Source organism: Achromobacter xylosoxidans, assembly GCF_002192695.1.
GTDB lineage: Bacteria > Pseudomonadota > Gammaproteobacteria > Burkholderiales > Burkholderiaceae_B > Achromobacter > Achromobacter xylosoxidans_C.
On record NZ_MTLG01000110.1, the window covers coordinates 46864 to 66466 of the forward strand.

General features: G+C 66.7%; 15 protein-coding genes and 2 riboswitches. Of the genes, 10 read left to right on the forward strand and 5 right to left on the reverse strand.

Features of this window, described 5'->3' with window-relative positions; translation table 11 throughout:
- Positions 1-66: 66 nt before the first annotated feature.
- Positions 67-630, forward strand: coding sequence for a dCTP deaminase (gene dcd / locus BRO63_RS26045; protein ID WP_041654363.1), 564 nt, complete (start codon positions 67-69; stop codon positions 628-630).
- Positions 631-634: 4 nt separating this feature from the next.
- On the opposite strand, the gene BRO63_RS26050 is transcribed toward dcd, so the two are convergent.
- A complete protein-coding gene (locus tag BRO63_RS26050) occupies positions 635-1486 on the reverse strand; it encodes a GNAT family N-acetyltransferase (RefSeq protein ID WP_088142569.1) in 852 nt (283 codons plus the stop codon).
- A 165-nt stretch (positions 1487-1651) separates the two neighbouring features.
- Between BRO63_RS26050 and BRO63_RS26055 the strand changes: the two genes are divergently transcribed.
- On the forward strand, positions 1652-2893 hold the full coding sequence (locus tag BRO63_RS26055) for a GGDEF domain-containing protein (RefSeq protein WP_088142570.1): 1242 nt from the start codon (positions 1652-1654) through the stop codon (positions 2891-2893).
- 9 nt (positions 2894-2902) lie between these two features.
- On the opposite strand, the gene BRO63_RS26060 is transcribed toward BRO63_RS26055, so the two are convergent.
- The gene (locus BRO63_RS26060) at positions 2903-3421 is read right to left on the reverse strand and encodes a GNAT family N-acetyltransferase (protein ID WP_088142571.1); all 519 of its coding nucleotides are present in this window, start codon (positions 3419-3421) and stop codon (positions 2903-2905) included.
- A 113-nt stretch (positions 3422-3534) separates the two neighbouring features.
- Here BRO63_RS26060 and BRO63_RS26065 point away from each other — a divergent pair, with 113 nt between their 5' ends.
- From BRO63_RS26065 to gcvP, 8 genes are all read left to right on the forward strand, one after another.
- Positions 3535-3987: a hypothetical protein gene (locus BRO63_RS26065; protein WP_088142791.1), complete on the forward strand. Its 453-nt coding sequence runs from the start codon at positions 3535-3537 to the stop codon at positions 3985-3987.
- A gap of 265 nt (positions 3988-4252) precedes the next feature.
- Entirely contained in the window at positions 4253-6514 is a 2262-nt protein-coding gene (locus tag BRO63_RS26070) for an arginine/lysine/ornithine decarboxylase (protein ID WP_013396238.1), read from the forward strand.
- On the forward strand, positions 6514-7716 hold the full coding sequence (locus BRO63_RS26075) for an NAD(P)/FAD-dependent oxidoreductase (RefSeq protein ID WP_088142572.1): 1203 nt from the start codon (positions 6514-6516) through the stop codon (positions 7714-7716). Before BRO63_RS26070 ends, BRO63_RS26075 begins: the two co-directional genes overlap by 1 nt.
- A 147-nt stretch (positions 7717-7863) precedes the next feature.
- Entirely contained in the window at positions 7864-8478 is a 615-nt protein-coding gene (locus tag BRO63_RS26080) for a superoxide dismutase (RefSeq protein WP_088142573.1), read from the forward strand.
- A gap of 30 nt (positions 8479-8508) precedes the next feature.
- Positions 8509-9402 (forward strand): ZIP family metal transporter, encoded by an 894-nt coding sequence (locus BRO63_RS26085; protein ID WP_088142574.1) that lies wholly within the window; start codon positions 8509-8511, stop codon positions 9400-9402.
- 55 nt (positions 9403-9457) lie between these two features.
- Positions 9458-9553: riboswitch (glycine riboswitch) on the forward strand.
- A gap of 35 nt (positions 9554-9588) precedes the next feature.
- A riboswitch (glycine riboswitch) is annotated at positions 9589-9711 on the forward strand.
- 86 nt (positions 9712-9797) lie between these two features.
- Entirely contained in the window at positions 9798-10898 is a 1101-nt protein-coding gene (gene gcvT, locus BRO63_RS26090) for a glycine cleavage system aminomethyltransferase GcvT (RefSeq protein WP_088142575.1), read from the forward strand.
- 98 nt (positions 10899-10996) lie between these two features.
- A complete protein-coding gene (gene gcvH / locus BRO63_RS26095) occupies positions 10997-11374 on the forward strand; it encodes a glycine cleavage system protein GcvH (protein WP_042795177.1) in 378 nt (125 codons plus the stop codon).
- Positions 11375-11477: 103 nt separating this feature from the next.
- Complete coding sequence (gcvP, locus tag BRO63_RS26100) at positions 11478-14351, forward strand: aminomethyl-transferring glycine dehydrogenase (RefSeq protein ID WP_088142576.1); 2874 nt, start codon at positions 11478-11480, stop codon at positions 14349-14351.
- A gap of 97 nt (positions 14352-14448) precedes the next feature.
- On the opposite strand, the gene BRO63_RS26105 is transcribed toward gcvP, so the two are convergent.
- The 3 genes from BRO63_RS26105 to BRO63_RS26115 all read right to left on the reverse strand — a co-directional run bounded on the left by BRO63_RS26105 (position 14449) and on the right by BRO63_RS26115 (position 19570).
- Positions 14449-16413, reverse strand: coding sequence for a DUF945 family protein (locus tag BRO63_RS26105; RefSeq protein WP_088142577.1), 1965 nt, complete (start codon positions 16411-16413; stop codon positions 14449-14451).
- 238 nt (positions 16414-16651) lie between these two features.
- Positions 16652-18127 carry a M81 family metallopeptidase gene (locus tag BRO63_RS26110; RefSeq protein ID WP_088142578.1) on the reverse strand — a complete coding sequence of 492 codons (1476 nt, stop codon included), beginning with the start codon at positions 18125-18127 and terminating at the stop codon, positions 16652-16654.
- 33 nt (positions 18128-18160) lie between these two features.
- Positions 18161-19570 (reverse strand): amidase, encoded by a 1410-nt coding sequence (locus BRO63_RS26115; RefSeq protein ID WP_088142579.1) that lies wholly within the window; start codon positions 19568-19570, stop codon positions 18161-18163.
- Positions 19571-19603 lie beyond the last annotated feature (33 nt).

The following is a 19603-nucleotide window of genomic DNA, read 5'->3' on the forward strand; positions in this document are numbered from 1 at the left end:
CGCCGGCGGCGCATCCGCGCTCGGGATAAAATGGCGTCCATTCCATTCCCTAGCACCATTCCCACCATGAGCATCAAAAGCGACCGCTGGATCCGCCGCCAGGCCGAAGCCGGCATGATCGAACCCTTCGAAGCAGGGCAGGTCCGCACGGCCAATGGCGGGCGCATCGTCAGCTACGGCACCAGCAGCTACGGCTACGACGTGCGCTGCGCCGATGAGTTCAAGATCTTCACGAACATCAATTCCACCATCGTCGACCCCAAGAACTTCGACGAAGGCTCGTTCGTGGATTTCAAGGGCGACGTCTGCATCATCCCGCCCAACTCCTTCGCGCTGGCCCGCACGGTCGAGTACTTCCGCATTCCGCGCAGCGTCCTGACGGTCTGCCTGGGCAAGAGCACCTACGCGCGCTGCGGCATCATCGTCAACGTCACGCCGCTGGAACCCGAATGGGAAGGCCACGTCACGCTGGAGTTCTCGAACACCACGCCGCTGCCGGCCAAGATCTATGCCGGCGAAGGCTGCGCGCAGATGCTGTTCCTGGAAAGCGACGAAGTCTGCGAGACCTCCTACCGCGACCGCGGCGGCAAATATCAGGGCCAGCGCGGCGTGACGCTGCCGCGCACCTGAAGTCTCAGTCCGCGCGCCGCGGCGCCGGACGCAGGTAGTCGATGTCCCACTCGCTTTCGCCGGTCTGCACGAATCCGTGCCGGCGGTAGTAGCGGTTCGAGTCGCTGCCGCGCAGCGCGCTCAGGCTTACCGGCAGTCCAAGGCTGTCGGTCTCCCGCAGGATCTTGCGCATGACCTGTCCGCCCAGCCCCGCGCCCTGCGCGGCGGGGCGGATGTACAGATGGTCCAGGCGCAGGCCGTCGCCATCCGGGATCAGCGCGTAAAACCCTATCCGTTGGCCGTCCAGCTCGATGGACCAGGTATGTTCCGGCCGGAACGTGCTGCGCAGGCGCGAGCGTGCGCGCTGCGGATCGAAGCGCCCCAGGCGCTCCAGGCTCTCGCGCATGGCTTCGATGCGCAGCGCCAGCAGGTCCTCGAAATCGGCTTCCGAGACGGGTGAATATTGCAGCTGCGGCGTGGCGAACTCGTCGTAGCCCCGGCCCAGGAACTGCAGGATGCAGATGCCGTGCCCATAGGGATCGCTCAGGTGGGCGATGCGGCCCCAGTCGTGCGAGACGGCCGGGTCTTCCAGGCGCGCGCCGGCGGCCACCGCCTGTTCGACCGCGCGGTCGGCGTCCTCCACCACCACGTCCAGATGCACAGGCGTCCAGTGCCGCGCGTAGTCGCGGGGCTGGCGCGTGGCGCCGGCGGCGGGCGTGCCCGCGGCCTTTTCCAGCAGATAGATGGGCGCCTCGGCTCCCAGCATCTCGGCCGCTTTCGGTCCCAGCCGGCGTCGCAGTGTCAGGCCGAAAGCGCGTTGATAGAAGTCGATGGCGTGTTCGAGATCGGGCACGTCGATGTTGACCAGGATGCGCATTTGGAGTCCGTCCGCAGGTTGGAGGCGAAAAACATATCATGGCCGCCGCGCCCAGTGTTACCAGCGTATGCGCTAAAGAACGCTGCCGCCGCGTCCGTAAAAGACAGTACATGTGTTTGCCGATTTGGCGACGTCATTTCCGCAAGCGTAAAAAAGCCCCGATCCGTGCGTTACCCCCATATCCCCTGGCTGCCTCTGTTGTTCTATCCCGCGCTGCCGGTGGCCGCCGCGGTGGGGCTGCTGTTGTGGCGCGAATGGCCGCCGGCCCTGACGCAGATCGTGCCGTTCGTGCCCTGGGTGATGGCGCTGATCGGCGTCGCCGTGTGCCTGATGTACCAGCGCGCGCAGACCATGGTGCTGATGCTCAGCGTGCTGGCCGCCACGGCGGCCTGGCCGGCGCTGGCCACGGAAGCGCCCTGGGCCGTCGGGCCGGCGCTGGCGTGGTGGTCCCTGGCCTACACCATCAATGCCCTGTGGTCGGAGCGTTCCAGCATGCTGCTGGACCTGGCCGCCCGCATCGGCATGATCGCCGCCGGCGCGGCCGCGATCGCGCTGACCGGCAAGGATGGCGTGTCCGATCTGCTCGGCATGCTGTCCGTGCAAGGCAGGTTGGCGCACCTGAGCGTGCCGATCGAAGGACTGATTGCGCTGCTGGCCACGGGCCTGACGCTGACGCTGCTGCTGTTGCGCTATGGGCGTCCGCAGCAGGCGGGGCAGTGGTTGGGCTTCGTGTGCATGGCCTGGGCCTTGCCGCGCGGGGCCGAGCATCCCGTCGAATTGGCGCTGATGTCCACGGCCGCGCTGACGGCGCTGTGCATCTCGCTGGCGCACGAAGGTTTCCACATGGCGTTCCGCGATGAGCTGACCGGCCTGCCGGGCCGGCGCGCGCTGAACGAGCGGCTGCAGCGCATGGGCCGCGTCTATACGCTGGCGATGGCTGACGTCGACCACTTCAAGGCTTTCAACGACACCCACGGCCACGACGTGGGCGACCAGGTGCTGCGCATGGTGGCGGCCCAGTTGCGGCGCGTGCCTGGGGGCGGCCACGCCTACCGCTACGGCGGCGAGGAATTCACGCTGGTGTTCCCGGGCAAGACCGCGGCGGAAAGCATGCCGCACCTGGAAAGCGTCAGGCGCGCCATCGAGGCCTACCAGATGCGGCTGCGCGACAAGCCGGCGCGTCCCAAGGCCGACCAGATCGGCCTGCGCCGCCGCAGCGGGCGTGACGCGCGCAATGCGCGGCCGCTGCGCGTGACGGTCAGCATAGGCGTAGCCGAACGCAGCGACGCCTTGCGCGCGCCGGAGGCGGTGATCAAGGCGGCGGACCAGGCGCTCTACAAGGCCAAGGACGAGGGCCGCAATCTGGTGCGGGCCTACAGCACCCGGCGCCGGGCGGGCGCGGCCTGAGGCTGGCGGCTACTTGCCGGCCAGCGGCAGCGCCATCAGCGCCTCGTCGTAGAGTTCACCGTTCACGCATAGCGCCTCGCGCTCGCGTCCGTACTCGGTAAAGCCCAGGCTGAGATACAACGCGGTCGCGGCCAGGTTGTTGGCGGTCACGCTCAATTGCACCTGACGGATCCCGCGCATGCCCGCGGCATGGGCGATAGCCGCCTGCATCAACTGCCGGGCCAGCCCCTGGCCGCGCTGCGCCGGGGCCACGTACATGCTCCAGATATGCGCCTTGTGGCGCATCTTCAGTTTGCGCTGCCGGCCCACGCCGACCATGCCGGCCAGGGCCTCGCCCTGGAACACGCCGAACATCGCGCTGTCGTCCGAAGGCTGGATCCAGCCGCGGATGTCCTCCAATGTCAGCGTGTGTTCCTCTTCGTAACTCGATCCGAACGATTCGGGCGTTTCCACCAGCGCGTCCAGGCGCAATTGGCGCAGCGGCGCGGCGTCGGCGGGAACTAGGCGTCGGACGATGACAGGGAGCATGGCGGGCAAGTGTTGGGATTAGGGAACGTTAGGTTGCAGTTTGGGCAGTATAGGGGGACACGCTGCCTATAATGGTCCTAACGCCGCTTGCGGTTTTCACAAAGGAGCCAATGATGTTCGGTTTCCTCAAGACAAACCAGGACGCCAAGCGCGACGAAGTCCAGGAAGAGTTCGTGGCGCGCGTGGCGGGGGCCGCGCAGGACTTTGTCCAGGCTGCCGGCTCGACCGGGGCCGTGCTGGACTACACGCCGTCCAGCGTCCATGCGCTGGACGAAGCGCTGGAGGCCGCCCACCTCGGGACCTTGCCTCTCACCCCCATGCAGACCGTCGGCGCCGCCGCCTACCTCTACGAGGTGGGACGCCGCGCGCATGGCGGCCTCTACGAAGTGTGCGATGACGAGGATCCGGTCGTGCTGGTCTGCGGCGAACCCGGCGCCGAGGTCTGCTTTGGCGCCATTGCCAAGGTCGAAAGGCGCATCCGCTACGGGTCCGCCGAGGCCATCCCGCCCTATTTCGAACAGTTCCTGACGGCCGTGCAGGCGGGCGAGGCCCGCACCATCCGCTAGCGTCCCGGCGCTTCAGGCGCCAGGTTTGCTCCCCCGCGCGGCCCGGGTCTCTGTGCTGAAAATGTCCGCTTTTGGCACGATGACAACGGCCGTTCGGGCCATTCCGGGATTTCCCTTAGGACTGTAAGAAAAACAGCCCTACAATTCGGCCATTCCCGCCGCCCTGGCGGGTGCTCGCGCCGTCTGTCATCAGGCGGATTTTTACTAGAAGTACACTCGCGCCGCGTTACGCGTCCGAACCCGCCTTGCCCCCAGGAGCGCCTGCATGAAATTCCGCTTCCCCATTTTCATCATCGACGAAGACTACCGTTCCGAGAACGCGTCCGGTCTGGGTATCCGCGCCTTGTCCGCGGCGATCGAGGCCGAGGGCGTCGAGGTGATCGGGGTGACCAGTTACGGCGACCTGAGTTCGTTCGCCCAGCAGCAGAGCCGCGCCAGCGCCTTCATCCTGTCGATCGACGACGAAGAGTTCGACGTGGATTCGCCCGAGGACGTGGCCAGCGCCATCAAGAACCTGCGCGCCTTCATCGGCGAACTGCGTTTCCGCAATGCCGACATCCCCATCTACCTGTACGGCGAGACGCGCACCTCCGAGCACATCCCCAACGACATCCTGCGCGAACTGCACGGCTTCATCCACATGTTCGAGGACACCCCCGAATTCGTGGCGCGCCACATCATCCGCGAAGCCCGCAGCTACGTCGACAGCCTGCCGCCGCCGTTCTTCCGCGAGCTGGTCAAGTACGCGCAGGACGGTTCGTACTCCTGGCACTGCCCCGGCCACTCCGGCGGCGTGGCGTTCCTGAAGAGCCCGGTGGGCCAGATGTTCCACCAGTTCTTCGGCGAGAACATGCTGCGCGCCGACGTCTGCAACGCCGTGGACGAACTGGGCCAGCTACTGGACCATACCGGCCCCGTGGCCGAGTCCGAACTGAACGCCGCGCGCATCTTCCACGCCGATCACTGCTTCTTCGTGACCAACGGCACTTCCACCTCCAACAAGGTGGTGTGGCATGCCAACGTCGCCGCCGGCGACGTGGTGGTGGTGGACCGCAACTGCCACAAGTCGATCCTGCACGCCATCACGATGACGGGCGCGATCCCGGTGTTCCTGCGCCCCACGCGCAACCACCTGGGCATCATCGGCCCGATCCCGCTGGAAGAATTCCACCCGGACAACATCCGCAAGAAGATCGAGGCCAACCCCTTCGCGCGCGAAGCGGTGAACAAGAATCCGCGCATCCTGACGCTGACGCAGAGCACCTACGACGGCGTCATCTACAACGTCGAAATGATCAAGAAGCAGCTGGGCAGCTATGTCGACACGCTGCACTTCGACGAAGCCTGGCTGCCGCACGCCTCGTTCCACGAGTACTACCAGGACATGCACGCCATCGGCGTGGACCGCCCGCGCAGCCAGGACGCGATGGTGTTCGCCACCCACTCCACGCACAAGCTGCTGGCCGGTATCTCGCAGGCCTCGCAGATCATCGTGCAGGAGTCCGAGACCCGCAAGCTGGACCGCAACGTCTTCAACGAAGCCTACCTGATGCATACGTCCACCTCGCCCCAGTACGCGATCATCGCGTCCTGCGACGTGGCCGCCGCCATGATGGAGCCGCCGGGCGGCACCGCCCTGGTCGAGGAAAGCATCCGCGAAGCGCTGGACTTCCGCCGCGCCATGCGCAAGGTGGAGTCCGAGTTCGGCAAGAACGACTGGTGGTTCAAGGTCTGGGGCCCGAACCGCCTGGTTTCCGAAGGCATCGGCAACCGCGACGAATGGATCCTGGAATCCAACGACCACTGGCATGGCTTCGGTGAAATGGCCGAAGGCTTCAACATGCTGGACCCGATCAAGGCCACCATCATCACCCCGGGCCTGGACATGTCGGGCAGCTTCGGCGAAACCGGCATTCCGGCCGCGCTGGTGTCCAAGTACCTGACGGAACACGGCGTGGTGGTCGAGAAGACCGGCCTGTACTCGTTCTTCATCCTGTTCACCATCGGCATCACCAAGGGCCGCTGGAACACGCTGCTGACCGCGTTGCAGCAGTTCAAGGACGACTACGACCGCAACCAGCCGCTGTGGCGCATCCTGCCGGAATTCTGCCGCGACCATCGCCGCTACGAGCGCATGGGCCTGCGCGACCTGTGCCAGGAAATCCATGAGGCTTATCGCGCGCGCGACGTGGCCCGCCTGACCACCGAGATGTACCTGAGCGACATGGTGCCGGCGCTCAAGCCGTCGGACGCCTTTGCCCGCATGGCGCACCGCGAGGTCGAGCGCGTCGACATCGACAAGCTCGAAGGCCGCGTCACCGGCGTGCTGCTGACGCCGTATCCCCCGGGCATTCCGCTCTTGATCCCGGGCGAACGCTTCAACCGCACCATCGTCCAGTACCTGCAGTTCGCGCGCGAGTTCAACCAGCGCTTCCCGGGCTTCGAAACCTACATCCACGGCCTGGCCGACGAAGTGGGTCCGGACGGTGAAAAGCGCTACTACGTCGACTGCCTGATCGAAGACTGATGTTCGATGTAGCAGTACTCGGCGCCGGCGCCGCGGGCATGATGTGTGCCGCGGTCGCCGGCCAGCGCGGCTTGCGCGTGGTGCTGGTCGACCACGCCGAGCGCCTGGCGGAGAAGATCCGCATTTCCGGCGGCGGCCGCTGCAACTTCACCAATATCGGCGCCGGCCCCGCCAACTTCCTCTCCGACAACCCGCATTTCTGCCGTTCGGCCTTGGCGGGCTACACGCCGCAGGATTTCCTGGCGCTGATGAAGCGCCACCACATCGCCTGGCACGAGAAACATCGCGGCCAGCTGTTCTGCGACGATTCCAGCGAATCCATCATCGAGATGCTGCGCGCCGAATGCGACGCGGGCGGGGTGCAGTGGCGCATGGGCTGCTCGGTGTCCGAGATCGGACACGGCGAGCAGGGCTTCGAGCTGCGCACCAGCCAGGGGGCGATCCGCGCCGCCAAGCTGGTCGTGGCCACCGGCGGCATGGCCATTCCGCAACTGGGCGCCACCGACTTCGGCCTGAAGATCGCGCGGCAATTCGGCCTGAAGGTGGTGGAGCCGCGGCCCGCCCTGGTGCCGCTGACCTTCGATGCCGAACACTGGCGGTCTTTGTCCGAGTTGTCCGGCGTGGCGCTGGAGGTCAATCTGCAGACAGGGCAGGGCAAGGCGCGTGGCGAGTTCCTCGAGGATCTGCTGTTCACCCATCGCGGCCTGTCCGGCCCCGCCATCCTGCAGATCTCCAGCTACTGGCAACCCGGCGAGCCCATCGTGATCGATCTGGCGCCCGGCCGCGATCTGGCGGAAGAACTGCTGGCGTCGAAATCCGGCAACCGGCAGCAGCTGCATACCGTGCTGGCGGGCCTCTGGCCCAAGCGCCTGGCCGACCGCTGGCTGCACCTGGCGGAGCAGGGCGGCAAGCCCGGCCTGGCGGCGCTGCGCCTGGCCGACGCGCCCGACAAGACCCTGCGCGGGCTGGCGCAGGACATCCACCAGTGGACCCTGGTGCCCAGCGGCACCGCCGGCTACAAAAAGGCCGAAGTCATGCGCGGCGGCGTGGACACGCGCGGCCTGGACCAGAAGTCCATGCAGGCCAAGACCACCGCGGGCCTCTATTTCATCGGCGAAGCCGTGGACGTCACGGGCTGGCTGGGCGGCTACAACTTCCAATGGGCCTGGGCCTCGGGCGTCGCCTGCGGCAAGGCGCTGTAGTTTCCTCGCAGGGCCGCGGCGTCCATAGGCCGGGGCTATGGCAGGAATTGGAAGCTTCTCGTTGTGATATCAAATAAAAATACTTATCATTTATGTTTTCGATATTGATCCAGGCCCTGAATAGGGGCGGATCTCACGGAGACATGCATGGCCTACACCCTTCCGCCCCTGCCGTACGCCTACGACGCGCTGGAACCTCACATCGACGCAATGACGATGGAGATCCACTACAGCAAGCACCATCAGACCTACGTCAACAGCCTGAACGCCGCGCTGGAAGGCGCGGGCATCGTCACCAATGAACCGGTCGAGTCCCTGGTGGCGCGGTTGGAGCAGTTGCCTGAAGCCGTCCGCGGCGCCGTGCGCAACCATGGCGGCGGCCATGCGAACCACAGCCTGTTCTGGTCGGTCATGTCCCCGCAGGGCGGGGGCGAGCCGGACGGCGCGCTGGCTGCGGCCATCGACGCCGAACTGGGCGGGCAGGCCGCCTTCCGCGACGCCTTCACCAAGGCCGCGCTGACCCGCTTCGGCAGCGGCTGGGCCTGGCTTTCGGTCACGCCGGCCGGCAAGCTCACGGTGGAAAGCAGCGCCAACCAGGACAGCCCGTTGATGCATGGCAACACGCCCATCCTGGGGTTGGATGTGTGGGAACACGCCTACTACCTCAAGTACCAGAACCGCAGGCCGGAGTACATCGGCGCCTTTTACAATGTCGTGAACTGGCCTGAAGTGGCGCGCCGTTACGCGGCAACGCAGCGCTGAGCGCATCCCTGGCAAGGAGGGCAGCGGCACATGAATACCTTCAGCCGTCATCGCGTGCGGCCAGCGGCCACCAGCATCAGCGTGTGGACCCTGGCCGTCTTGGTGGCCTGCCTGGGCTTGCACCAGCTGTGGGCCTATCTGGACGTGCGCGCGCCACACGTGGCCGATGCCCTCTTGGGCGGGCTGGTGGCGGCCGCCGCCACGGCGCTGGGCACCCTGCCCATCCTGTTCGCCCGCAGCATTCCGCAAAAAATGCAAGACAGCATGTTCGGCTTCGGGGCCGGCGTCATGCTGGCGGCCAGCGCCTTTTCGCTGGTGGCGCCGGGTATCGCGGCGGGCCGCGACCTGGGCTACGGCCCCTGGGGCGCCGGCTTGACGGTGGGCGCCGCCGTGCTGTTGGGGGCGGCCGTGCTGCTGCTCATGGACCGCACCCTGCCGCACGAGCATTTCATCAAGGGCCGGGAAGGCATCGAGGCGCACCGCCTGCGCCGCACCTGGCTGTTCGTCTTCGCCATCACCCTGCATAACCTGCCCGAGGGCCTGGCCATCGGCGTGGGCTATGCGGGCAACGACGCCATGCGCGGCACCGCGCTGGCTACCGGCATCGCGATCCAGGACATTCCCGAGGGGCTGGTGGTGGCGGTGGCGCTGTTGGCGGCGGGCTACCAGCGCGCGTTCGCCGTGGCGCTGGGTATGCTGTCCGGGCTGGTCGAGCCGCTGGGCGCGGTGTTGGGCGCCGCCGTGGTGGGCTGGTCCGAGCCGCTCTTGCCCTGGGGCCTGGGTTTCGCCGCGGGCGCCATGCTGTTCGTGATCAGCCACGAGATCATTCCCGAATCGCACCGCAAGGGGCACGAGGTCTACGCGACCTGCGGCCTGATGCTGGGTTTCGTGCTGATGATGCTGCTGGACACGGCGCTGGGCTGAGACCGCAGCGGGCATTCCCTGGCCGCGGCTTTCGTTGTATGCTTGCGCCGCTGTCACGCATGTTGCGGGAGAGAGCGGCCTGTATCTCCGGCCGCCGCCGAAGGCGCAATTCGCCCGGAATCGCTCAGGTAACCCATACCGCCCATGCTTGCCCCGTCCCGGTTTTCTCACCGCGTGGACGCGGCAAAACAGTACTCTGGAGAGACCTGGCGCCGCCCCTGAACTAGGGACATAGCGAGCAGCCCAGGCGCCGAAGGTGCAAACCCGCCACGCGGGGCAACTCTCAGGCAAAAGGACAGAGGGGCGGAAGATTCAGCCGCAGTGCAGGCGCAAGCCGCCATGCACCGCCGGCATTCCGTAACCCTGGCAACACTGCCGTCCCGGAGTTTCCGCGCATGTCCGCAACCCTCAAACGCACCCCGCTGGCCGAAGAACACATCGCCTCTGGCGCCCGCATGGTCGACTTCGGCGGCTGGGACATGCCGCTGGCCTACGGTTCGCAGCTGGAAGAGCACCACGCCGTGCGCCAGGACGCCGGCATGTTCGACGTATCGCACATGCTGAACGTCGACCTCGTCGGTCCCGACGCGTTCGCCTTCCTGCAGCGCCTGGTCGCCAACGACGTGTCCAAGCTGACCGTGCCCGGCAAGGCGCTGTACAGCTGCATGCTGAATCCGCAAGGCGGCGTGATCGACGACCTGATCATCTATTTCTTCGCCGCCGACGAATGGCGCGTGGTGGTCAACGCCGGCACGGCCGACAAGGATGTCGCCTGGATGCAGCGCGTCAAGCAGGCCGGCCAGTTCGACGTCGCCATCACCCCGCGCCGCGACCTGGCCATGGTGGCCGTGCAAGGCCCCAACGCCCGCGCCAAGGTCTGGGCCGCGCGCCCGGCCTGGCAGGCCGCCAGCGAGCCGCTGACCCCCTTCGTGGCCGCCCGCGTGGGCGACGACACCCTGGTGGCCCGTACCGGCTACACCGGCGAAGACGGTTTTGAAATCGTGCTGCCCGCCGCCGACGTGGTGCAGCTGTGGCGCGACCTGGTCGCCCAGGGCGTGCGCCCCTGCGGCCTGGGCGCGCGCGACACGCTGCGCCTGGAAGCCGGCATGAATCTCTACGGACAGGACATGGACGAGCTGACCCAGCCCGACCAGGCCGGCCTGACCTGGACCGTGTCCCTGAAGAACGCCGAGCGCCGTTTCATCGGCCGCGACGCGCTGGAACAATTCGCCACCCCCGCCACCTTCATCGGCCTGAAGCTGCAAGAGCGCGGCGTGATGCGCGCACACATGGCCGTGCGCACCAAGGAAGGCATGGGCGAACTCACCAGCGGCACCATGTCGCCCACGCTGGGCGTGTCGATCGGCTTTGCCCGCCTGCCGCAAGGCGTCAAGCCGGGCGACACGGTCGAGGTCGACATCCGCGGTAAATGGGTGCCGGCCCTGGCCTGCAAATTGCCGTTCGTGCGTAACGGCAAAGCGGTCGAACACTCGTAAACTCGAAGCTTCGCGCGAGCCGCCGGCCCCTGGGGCGACGGCCGCCCGCGCGAGGCGCGCAACACCATTCATCTACCCGCATTCCCTCAGGAGTTCCCATGAGTCTGCCCACCGATCGCAAGTACACCGAGTCCCATGAATGGGTCAAAGCCGAAGGCGACGTGTTCGTCGTCGGCATCACCGATACCGCCCAGGACCAATTGGGCGACCTGGTTTTCGTTGGCGACGTGAAGGTCGGCGCCAAGTTGAACGCCGGTGAAACGGCTGGCGTGGTCGAATCGGTCAAGGCCGCTTCGGACATCTACGCTCCCGTGGCCGGCGAGATCGTCGCGTTCAACGAAGAGCTGGAAAACAACCCCAACCTGATCAACGAATCGGCCTTCACCGCCTGGATCTTCAAGATCAAGCCGGTCAACGCCGCCGACGCCGACAAGCTGCTCGACGCCGCCGGTTACGAGGCCGTCGCCAACGGCTAAGCCGCTGGTCCGGACCGGGCGCGCAAGCACAAGCTCCGCGCCCGGTCCGCAAGATGCAATACCGTCCGTTCTCCGACGACACCCGCTATCCCGAGATCTCTCCATGTCGCGCGCCCTAGACACCCATACCGACTTCATCCCCCGCCACATCGGCCCTTCCGACGCCGACCAGGCCGCCATGCTCGCCGTCATCGGCAGCGCCAGCCTGGACGCCTTGATCGAAGAAGTCGTGCCGCCCAAGATCCGCAGCCAGGCCCCGCTGGCGCTGCCCGCTTCGCGCAGCGAAACCGACGTGCTGGCCGAACTGAAGCAGATCGCCGGCCGCAACAAGGTCTATCGCAACTACATCGGCCAGGGGTACTACGGTACGCAGACGCCCAACGTGGTGTTGCGCAACATTCTTGAGAATCCCGCCTGGTACACGGCCTACACGCCTTACCAGCCCGAGATCTCCCAGGGCCGCCTCGAAGCGCTGCTGAACTACCAGACCATGGTCGCCGACCTGACCGGGCTGGACATCTCCAACGCCTCGCTGCTGGACGAAAGCACCGCCGCCGCCGAAGCGATGACGCTGGCGCGCCGCAGCGCCAAGTCGAAGAGCCCGGTGTTCTTCATTTCGCGCCACGTGCATCCCCAGACCATCGAAGTCGTGCGCACGCGCGCCGAAGGCCTGGACATTGAAATCACCATCGGCGACGAGGCCGAGGGCCTGCCCGAGTGCTTCGGCGTGCTGCTGCAATACCCGCACAGCACCGGCTCCGTCGCCGACTACCGCAAGCTGGCCGAGGCCGCGCACGCGCAAGGCGCCATCGTGGCCGTCGCGACCGACCTGCTGGCGCTGGCCCTGCTGGCCGCGCCGGGTGAATGGGGCGCGGACATCGCCATCGGTTCGGCCCAGCGCTTCGGCGTGCCGTTCGGCTTTGGCGGCCCGCATGCCGGCTTCATGGCCTGCAAGGACGCCTTCAAGCGCAACATGGCTGGCCGCCTGGTCGGCGTGTCCAAGGACGCGCAGGGCAACCCGGCCATGCGCCTGGCGCTGCAGACGCGCGAACAGCACATCCGCCGCGAAAAGGCCACCTCCAACATCTGCACCGCGCAAGTGCTGCTGGCCGTGATGGCCGGCATGTACGCCGTGTGGCACGGTCCGGCCGGCATCCGCCGCATCGCCGAGCGCGTGCAGCGCAGCACCGCCATCCTGCGCGCCGAACTGGTGAAGCTGGGCGTGAAGGTCGTCAACGACACCTTCTTCGATACGCTGCTGCTGGAAACCGGCGCGGCCACCCCGGCCATCCTGACCGCGGCCGATTGCGCGCAAGTCAACCTGCGCCGCGTCGACGGCGCCCGCCTGGCGGTTTCGCTGGACGAGACCGTCACCGTCGCCGACCTGCAGGCGCTGGTCAACGTCTTCGCCGCCGGCCTGGAGCGCGACGACGTCGAACTCGACATCGACGCCCTGGACGCGGCCGCCGCCAGCGGCATTCCCGCCGGCGTGGCGCGCGAAAGCGCGATCCTGACGCATCCGGTGTTCTCCAGCGTGCAGTCCGAAACCGACATGCTGCGCTATCTGCGCAAGCTGGCCGACAAGGACCTGGCGCTGGACCGCACCATGATTCCGCTGGGCTCGTGCACCATGAAGCTCAACGCCACCGCCGAGATGATCCCCATCACCTGGCCCGAGTTCGCGCTGATCCACCCGTTCGCGCCGGCTTCGCAAAGCCAGGGCTACAACGAATTGATCGACCGCCTGTCGGCCGCGCTGTGCGAGATCACCGGCTACGACAACATCAGCCTGCAGCCCAACTCGGGCGCGCAGGGCGAGTACGCGGGCCTGCTGGCCATCCGCGGCTACCATCAGGCCAACGGCCAGCATCAGCGCAACATCTGCCTGATCCCGTCTTCGGCGCACGGCACCAACCCGGCCTCGGCGCAACTGGCCGGCATGGACGTGGTGGTGGTGGCGTCGGACGCCAACGGCAACGTCGACCTGGCCGACCTGCGCGCCAAGATCGAACAAGTCGGCGACAAGCTGGCTGCCCTGATGATCACGTATCCGTCGACCCACGGCGTGTTCGAGGAAGCCGTCACCGAGATCTGCGATCTGGTGCATCAGGCCGGCGGCCAGGTCTACCTGGACGGCGCCAACATGAACGCAATGGTGGGCGTGGCCCAGCCGGGCAAGTTCGGTTCGGACGTGTCCCACCTGAACCTGCACAAGACCTTCTGCATCCCGCACGGCGGCGGCGGCCCGGGCGTGGGCCCGGTGGCGGTGCGCGCGCACCTGGCGCCGTACTTGCCTGGCGTGGTGAACGAGCAGGGCAAGCTGCCCGGCGACGCCAAGGTCGGCCCGGTGTCGGCCGCGCCGTTCGGCTCGGCCGGCATCCTGCCGATTCCGTTCGTGTACATCTCGCTGATGGGCGCCGACGGCCTGCGCCGCGCCACCGAAGTCGCCATCCTGAACGCCAACTACATCGCCACCCGTCTGCGCGACCACTATCCGGTCCTGTACGCGGGCCGCAATGGCCGCGTGGCGCACGAGTGCATCCTCGACGTGCGTCCGCTCAAGGAAACCAGCGGCATCAGCGCCGAGGACATCGCCAAGCGCCTGATGGACTACGGCTTCCATGCGCCCACCATGAGCTTCCCGGTGGCCGGCACGCTGATGGTCGAGCCGACCGAATCGGAAGGCGTCGCCGAACTGGACCGCTTCATCGACGCGATGATCTCGATCCGCGAGGAAATCGCCCAGGTCGAGCGCGGCGAGCGCGATGCCGAGGACAACGTCCTGAAGAACGCGCCGCATACCGCGCAGATGCTGCTGGCCGAGGAATGGCTGCACGCCTACCCGCGTCAGCAGGCCGCCTACCCGGTGGCTACGCTGCGCGAAGCCAAGTACTGGCCGCCGGTTGCCCGTGTGGACAACGCCTACGGCGACCGCAACCTGGTGTGCGCCTGCCTGCCGATCGAAGCCTACGCCTAAGCGCGGGCCAAGAGGCCCGGCGCAAGCCGGGTCCCAAGGCAAAAAAAATCCCCCATCCGAAAGATGGGGGATTTTTTTGTCCTGCGTCAGCCGCCGCTTACTTCGCCGGCGCGGCCTTGCTGGCCACCGAGAAGTCTTCCGCGATGCTGAAGAACGTGTTGAGCATGATCTGCAGGTTTTCCTTGCCGATGCCGCCCTCCGAGTTCATGTCCATCTGCAGCACGGCCCGGTTCTTGTCGTCCAGGTAGGCGCGGGTCCAGCGGTATTCCTGGTTCCAGGCGTTGATGGCCTTGAGCGAGACCGGCTTCTTGCTGCTGTAGGTCGCGGTCACGACGAGGTCATGGCACTTCTCGGTGAAGTCATTGCACAGGAAGTCGACACGCAGCTCGCTGGCGCCGGTGTTGCCCGGGTCCAGCGTCAGCACGGGACCTTCATCGCCGTCCTGCTTGCGGGGGCTGTAGGACATGTCGTCCAGCATGGCCGTCACGGTGTCCAGATCGAAGTCCTGCATGTAGCCGGCCGCGGACGCGGTGTCGGAGGGCGCGGCAAGTTCCGTGCCTTCGGCCGGTTCGCCTTCCTCTTCCATGCCGTCCATGTCGTCGTCCATGCCGGTCGCGCCCAGCAGGCCCGCGAACAGTTCGTCGGCGGGGATCTTCTGGCCGTTCAGGTCGCCCATGCCGTCGGCGAAGTGGAACTTGCCGATGATGTTGTCGCCGTCGTTCTTGCCGACGTTGAGCATTTCAGCCATGCCGGACATCGAGCGCATCTGGTCGTCGGCTTCCTCGCCGGCCTTCTCCGCGGTCAAGCCTTGCTTCTTGACGGCGTACTGCACGATCAGGTCGCGCACCATGGGCTTGGAGATGACCAGCGTCGCATCGATCTGCTTGATGGCCTTGACCATGATCTCCTGCGGCGTCAGGTCCTTGACGTTGGGCGGATTGGTCAGGTCCAGCGCGAAGGTCAGCTTGCTTTCGCCCTTGTCGGTCTTCCAGCTGATCGGGTCGATGCTGAACGTGGGGTTGCCGTTGAGCAGCTTGCCGGCGTTTTCCAGGACGGCGTCGAACTGCTCGTCCTTCAGGCCTTCGTCGCTGGCGCCCAGCATGTACTGGCGCACGATCTGGTTGTAGGTGTCCGACAGCTGCTTGATGGCGGCGCCGTCCAGCTTGGCGAGCTTGATCACGGCCTGGCCGTTGCCCAGCGCCACGTCGTTGAACGTGATGTTGCCGGTCTGGTAGGTGGCTTCGACGTTGACGTTCTTGTCGTCTTCGGCCAGCTTGACGCCATAGCCCAGGTTGTCCAGCGAGACCTTGACGTCGTCGCCGGGACGGGTCACGTCGATGCGCTTGAGCTTGACGCTGGAGTCGCCAATGGACAGGCCGAACTTGCCCATGCGGCTGTTGACGTCCATCGTCAGGCCAGACACCAGCATCTTGATGGGATCGTCCGATTTTTCGCCATCCACCGACAGCGTTTCCATCAGGGCGTGCGCCGTGACGGCTTGCTGCGCGCGGTCGAAGGTGCCGTTGATTGCCATGCCGCTGAAGTTGACGGCGTTGCCTTCGTGCGTGATCTGCACGGGAGCGATATTGGCCGTCGAGGTGGCGAAGCCGCCGAAATTGACCATCGTGTCCGCGCTCAGGGGCACCACGCCCTTGGTCAGCTCGAACAGTTCCTTGATGTTGTCGGTCTTGGCGAGCTCGGCGTGCGTGAATGCCAGCTTGGGCGCGATGGCGCCGCGCGCCAGGGCGCTCTTGGGGAAGGGGCCGTGTTCGATGGACGCGTCGAACTCGATCATGCCTTTGGGCAGGTCTTCGGCGACCTTGTCGCCCTTGACCAGCGACACGCCGTAACGCGCCTGCGTCGAGAAGAGGCCGCGCTCGTACTTCAGCTGATCGATGCGCAGACCGAACAGAGGCGTGATCTTGGCCAGCTTTTCGTTGGCTTCTGCCAGATGGCGCTGCGAGCTTTCCTCGATGCGCTTGCCGGTGTACCACGTGGCCCCGACCCAGCTTCCCGCTCCCACTATGACCACGCCCAGGGTGATCGCTACGCTCTTTTTCATCGTTCTGCTTGTATCGTTGATTATCGAGTCATATCCGGTGACACGCGGCTGCTTCTAGCCGCCGGACCCTGTTGTTGGCGTCCGCCATCGGAATACACGTATTCATCGGCTTGTAAGGCCCGCGGCGAGTATACCGAGGCCGATGGTCATGTGACCACGCCCAGGGTTACAGAAGATTTCAAAATGAAAGCCGGCGCGTTCGCGCCGGCTTTTCAGGACTAAATACCGTGATCGGAGATTACATCGGGTCCAGGGGATAGATCGGACGGCGCACGTGCTTGAACTCAAGCTGGCCATAGTCCGAGGTGGTAACCCCCACGCCGGTGCACTCGATGACCTGTGTCGCCATGTCGGAGAAGCCCGCGCGCCAGTGGACCCGGCTCTTGAGCACGACGTACCGCTTTTGCGGCGGATCGATGCCGGCCGACAGCAGGCAATTGATGTCGAAGGGCTCCTGGTGGCGGGACACCACCACGATTTCCACGCGGCCCGTGTCGATCACGACCGTCAGGCCGGTGTCGTTGCGCACGCCGCGGTACATGGGGCCGCGGTTCAGGTAGACGCCGTCGAACACCAGCTTGACACGTCCGGTGACTTCCAGCGGTTCGCTGGGCTCCTTGATGGCCGGCATGGCCATCTTGCCGCCGAGCTTGAGCGTGATGGTTTGCCCCACGCCCGCGGCGGCCGCCTGCTGCGCCGCCTCCGGGTCGCAGATGGCGTAGAAAACCACGTTCTCCAGTTCCTGGCGCAGCACCTCGGCCAGCACGGCGGTGGTGTCCATGGTGCCGCCGGAACCGGTATTGTCGTAGTGGTCCAGCAGCACGACCGGACCTTGTTCGATGGTCTTGGCGCGGGCAATGGTGGGCGCCAGCGGCTCCGGGTGGAACACCCAGTCGGCGCGGCCGTTCCAGGCCTGGTCCAGCAGCTCGTCGCGGTGGCGCTGCGCCTCGGCCAGGTTGCCGTCGGTACAGACCACGGCGCTCAGGCCGGCTTCGCGGATGTCGGCGTGCGGGAAGCCCACGAAGACCGAGGCGGCCAGCACGCCGGCGGCTTCCAGTTCCTTGCAGCGTTGCTGCAGCGGCTTGTTGGGCGCGGCGTGAGTGCCCTGGCACATGATGTGGGGCAGCATGGGCTTGTTGGCCCAGGACATGACGGGCTTGATCTCGCCCTTCAGGGTGCGCGCGATCACGTTCGCGGCGCGCAGGCCCGCGGCGCGGATGTCCACGTGCGGATAGGTATGGAAGCCGCTGATGACCGTGGCGTTCTTGACGATGTCGTCATAGACGTTGGCATGCATGTCCAGCGTCACCGCCACGGGCGTATGCGGATCGATCTCGCGCAGGCGGCGCAGCAGGTCGCCCTCGGCATCCTCCACGCCTTCGGCGACCATGGCGCCGTGCAGGTCGAGCAGGATGGCGTCGTAGCCGCCGCGCTGGACTTCGTCCAGGACCAGCTTGCACAGCCGTTCGTGGGTTTCGGCGCTGGCAGGGCCGCTGGGCCAGGACTCGGCCGCCACGGGCACGACGATTTCGGCGCCTTCGCGGCGCGCCACTTCGATATAGCCGCCCAGGCCGCTGTCGGTGTTTTCGTAGGCCTTGATGGCGCGTTCGCCGGCCAGGACTTCGGGATTGCCGCGGAAGAAGCGTTCAAGCGGAGTAGGCACGGGTGAAAACGTATTCGTCTCGTGCTTGATCATTGCCAAAAGCCAACGCATGGGAATTCCTGTGGGTTTGCTGTTGAGGATCGTTCAGGCCGCGCGGGGAGGCTGGGGCCAGGGGTGTTGCTCGGGCCGCATGGTTTCCCAGGCGCGCGCGATGCGCAGCACGCCCAGGTCGTCGAAGCGCGCGCCGGCGATCTGCAGGCCGATGGGCAGGCCCGCCTTGGTGTAGCCGCAATTGACGGACGCCGCCGGCTGCTCGCTCATGTTGTAGGGCAGCGTGAAGCCGATGTGGTGCATGGTGGTCGCGACTTCGTTGGTCGGAGACGGCCATTCGGCGTTGTAGGCGACCACCGGGGCCACGGGCGAGAGCACGTAATCGTAGGGCGCGCAGGCCGCGACCGTCTTGGCGCGCACGTTCATGGTCTCGTAGTAGCTGCGGAACACGTCTTCGCCGGACTGGCCGCCGCCACTTTCCGCCCAGGTGCGGATGAAGGGCAGGATCTTGTCGCGACGCTCTTGCGGCAGGGCCGCCAGGTCGATGGCCGAGCGGGTGCGCCAGAAGCGGTCCACGCCTTCCAGCATGGCGGGCGTCATCCAGGGCTGCATCGGCGTCACGATGGCGCCGGCGGCCTCGAAGGCGCGGGCAGCGGCCTCGATGGCGGCGCGGATTTCGGGATCCAGGGGCAGGCCGCAGCCCGCGTCCATCAGCAGGCCGATGCGCACGCCGCGCAGGTCGCGTTCCAGGTCCAGCCAGTCGAAATCCTGGTAGGGCAGGCTCATGTGGTCGCGCGCGTCGGGCTGCGACAGCACGCCCATCATGAGCGCCGAGTCGGCGACCGTGCGCGTCATGGGGCCGGCGCAGCGGCCCATGAACGGCGGATCGATGGGAATGCGGCCCAGGCTGGGCTTGAGCGTGGCGATGCCGCACCAGGCCGCGGGCAGGCGCACGGAGCCGCCGATGTCGGTGCCGATGTGCAGCGGGCCGTAGCCGGCCGCCGCCGCGGCGCCCGCGCCGGCGCTGGAGCCGCCGGGGTTCTTGGACAGGTCCCAGGGGTTGCGGGTCAGCTCATGGAAGCTGGACAGTCCCGAGGACAGCATGCCGAAGTCGGGCATGGTGGTCTTGCCCAGCAGCACCGCGCCGGCCTCGCGCATGCGCGCGGCCGGCGGCGCATCGGCGGCGGCAGGCTTCAATTCCGTCGCTGCCGTGCCCAGCGGCACCGGCACGCCGCGCGTGGCGATGTTTTCCTTGATGGTGGCGGGTACGCCGTCCAGCGTGTGCCCGCCGGTCGCCAGCGGTTCGCCCTTCATCCAGCGGGCCTCGGAGGCGCGGGCCTGCGCCAGCGCGCCGTCCGCATCCAGCGCGTAGGTGGCCTTGAGCTGCGGTTCCCAGCGGGCGATATGGTCCAGCACCGAGCGGGTGACCTCGACGGGCGAGAGCGTCTTGTCGCGGTAGGCCTGGAGCAGCTCCACGGCGGACAGTTCATGCGGTTGTGGCATTTCGGTTCCAGTGTGTGTACAGGCTGCGCGCGT

Coding starts and splice junctions, on each gene's coding strand:
- dcd (WP_041654363.1), top strand. CDS start 67: ATGAGCATCAAAAGCGACCGCTGGATCCGCCGCCAGGCCGAAGCCGGC.
- BRO63_RS26050 (WP_088142569.1), bottom strand. CDS start 1,486: ATGCGCATCCTGGTCAACATCGACGTGCCCGATCTCGAACACGCCATC.
- BRO63_RS26060 (WP_088142571.1), bottom strand. CDS start 3,421: ATGCTCCCTGTCATCGTCCGACGCCTAGTTCCCGCCGACGCCGCGCCG.
- BRO63_RS26065 (WP_088142791.1), top strand. CDS start 3,535: ATGTTCGGTTTCCTCAAGACAAACCAGGACGCCAAGCGCGACGAAGTC.
- BRO63_RS26070 (WP_013396238.1), top strand. CDS start 4,253: ATGAAATTCCGCTTCCCCATTTTCATCATCGACGAAGACTACCGTTCC.
- BRO63_RS26075 (WP_088142572.1), top strand. CDS start 6,514: ATGTTCGATGTAGCAGTACTCGGCGCCGGCGCCGCGGGCATGATGTGT.
- BRO63_RS26080 (WP_088142573.1), top strand. CDS start 7,864: ATGGCCTACACCCTTCCGCCCCTGCCGTACGCCTACGACGCGCTGGAA.
- BRO63_RS26085 (WP_088142574.1), top strand. CDS start 8,509: ATGAATACCTTCAGCCGTCATCGCGTGCGGCCAGCGGCCACCAGCATC.
- gcvT (WP_088142575.1), top strand. CDS start 9,798: ATGTCCGCAACCCTCAAACGCACCCCGCTGGCCGAAGAACACATCGCC.
- gcvH (WP_042795177.1), top strand. CDS start 10,997: ATGAGTCTGCCCACCGATCGCAAGTACACCGAGTCCCATGAATGGGTC.
- gcvP (WP_088142576.1), top strand. CDS start 11,478: ATGTCGCGCGCCCTAGACACCCATACCGACTTCATCCCCCGCCACATC.
- BRO63_RS26105 (WP_088142577.1), bottom strand. CDS start 16,413: ATGAAAAAGAGCGTAGCGATCACCCTGGGCGTGGTCATAGTGGGAGCG.
- BRO63_RS26110 (WP_088142578.1), bottom strand. CDS start 18,127: ATGCGTTGGCTTTTGGCAATGATCAAGCACGAGACGAATACGTTTTCA.
- BRO63_RS26115 (WP_088142579.1), bottom strand. CDS start 19,570: ATGCCACAACCGCATGAACTGTCCGCCGTGGAGCTGCTCCAGGCCTAC.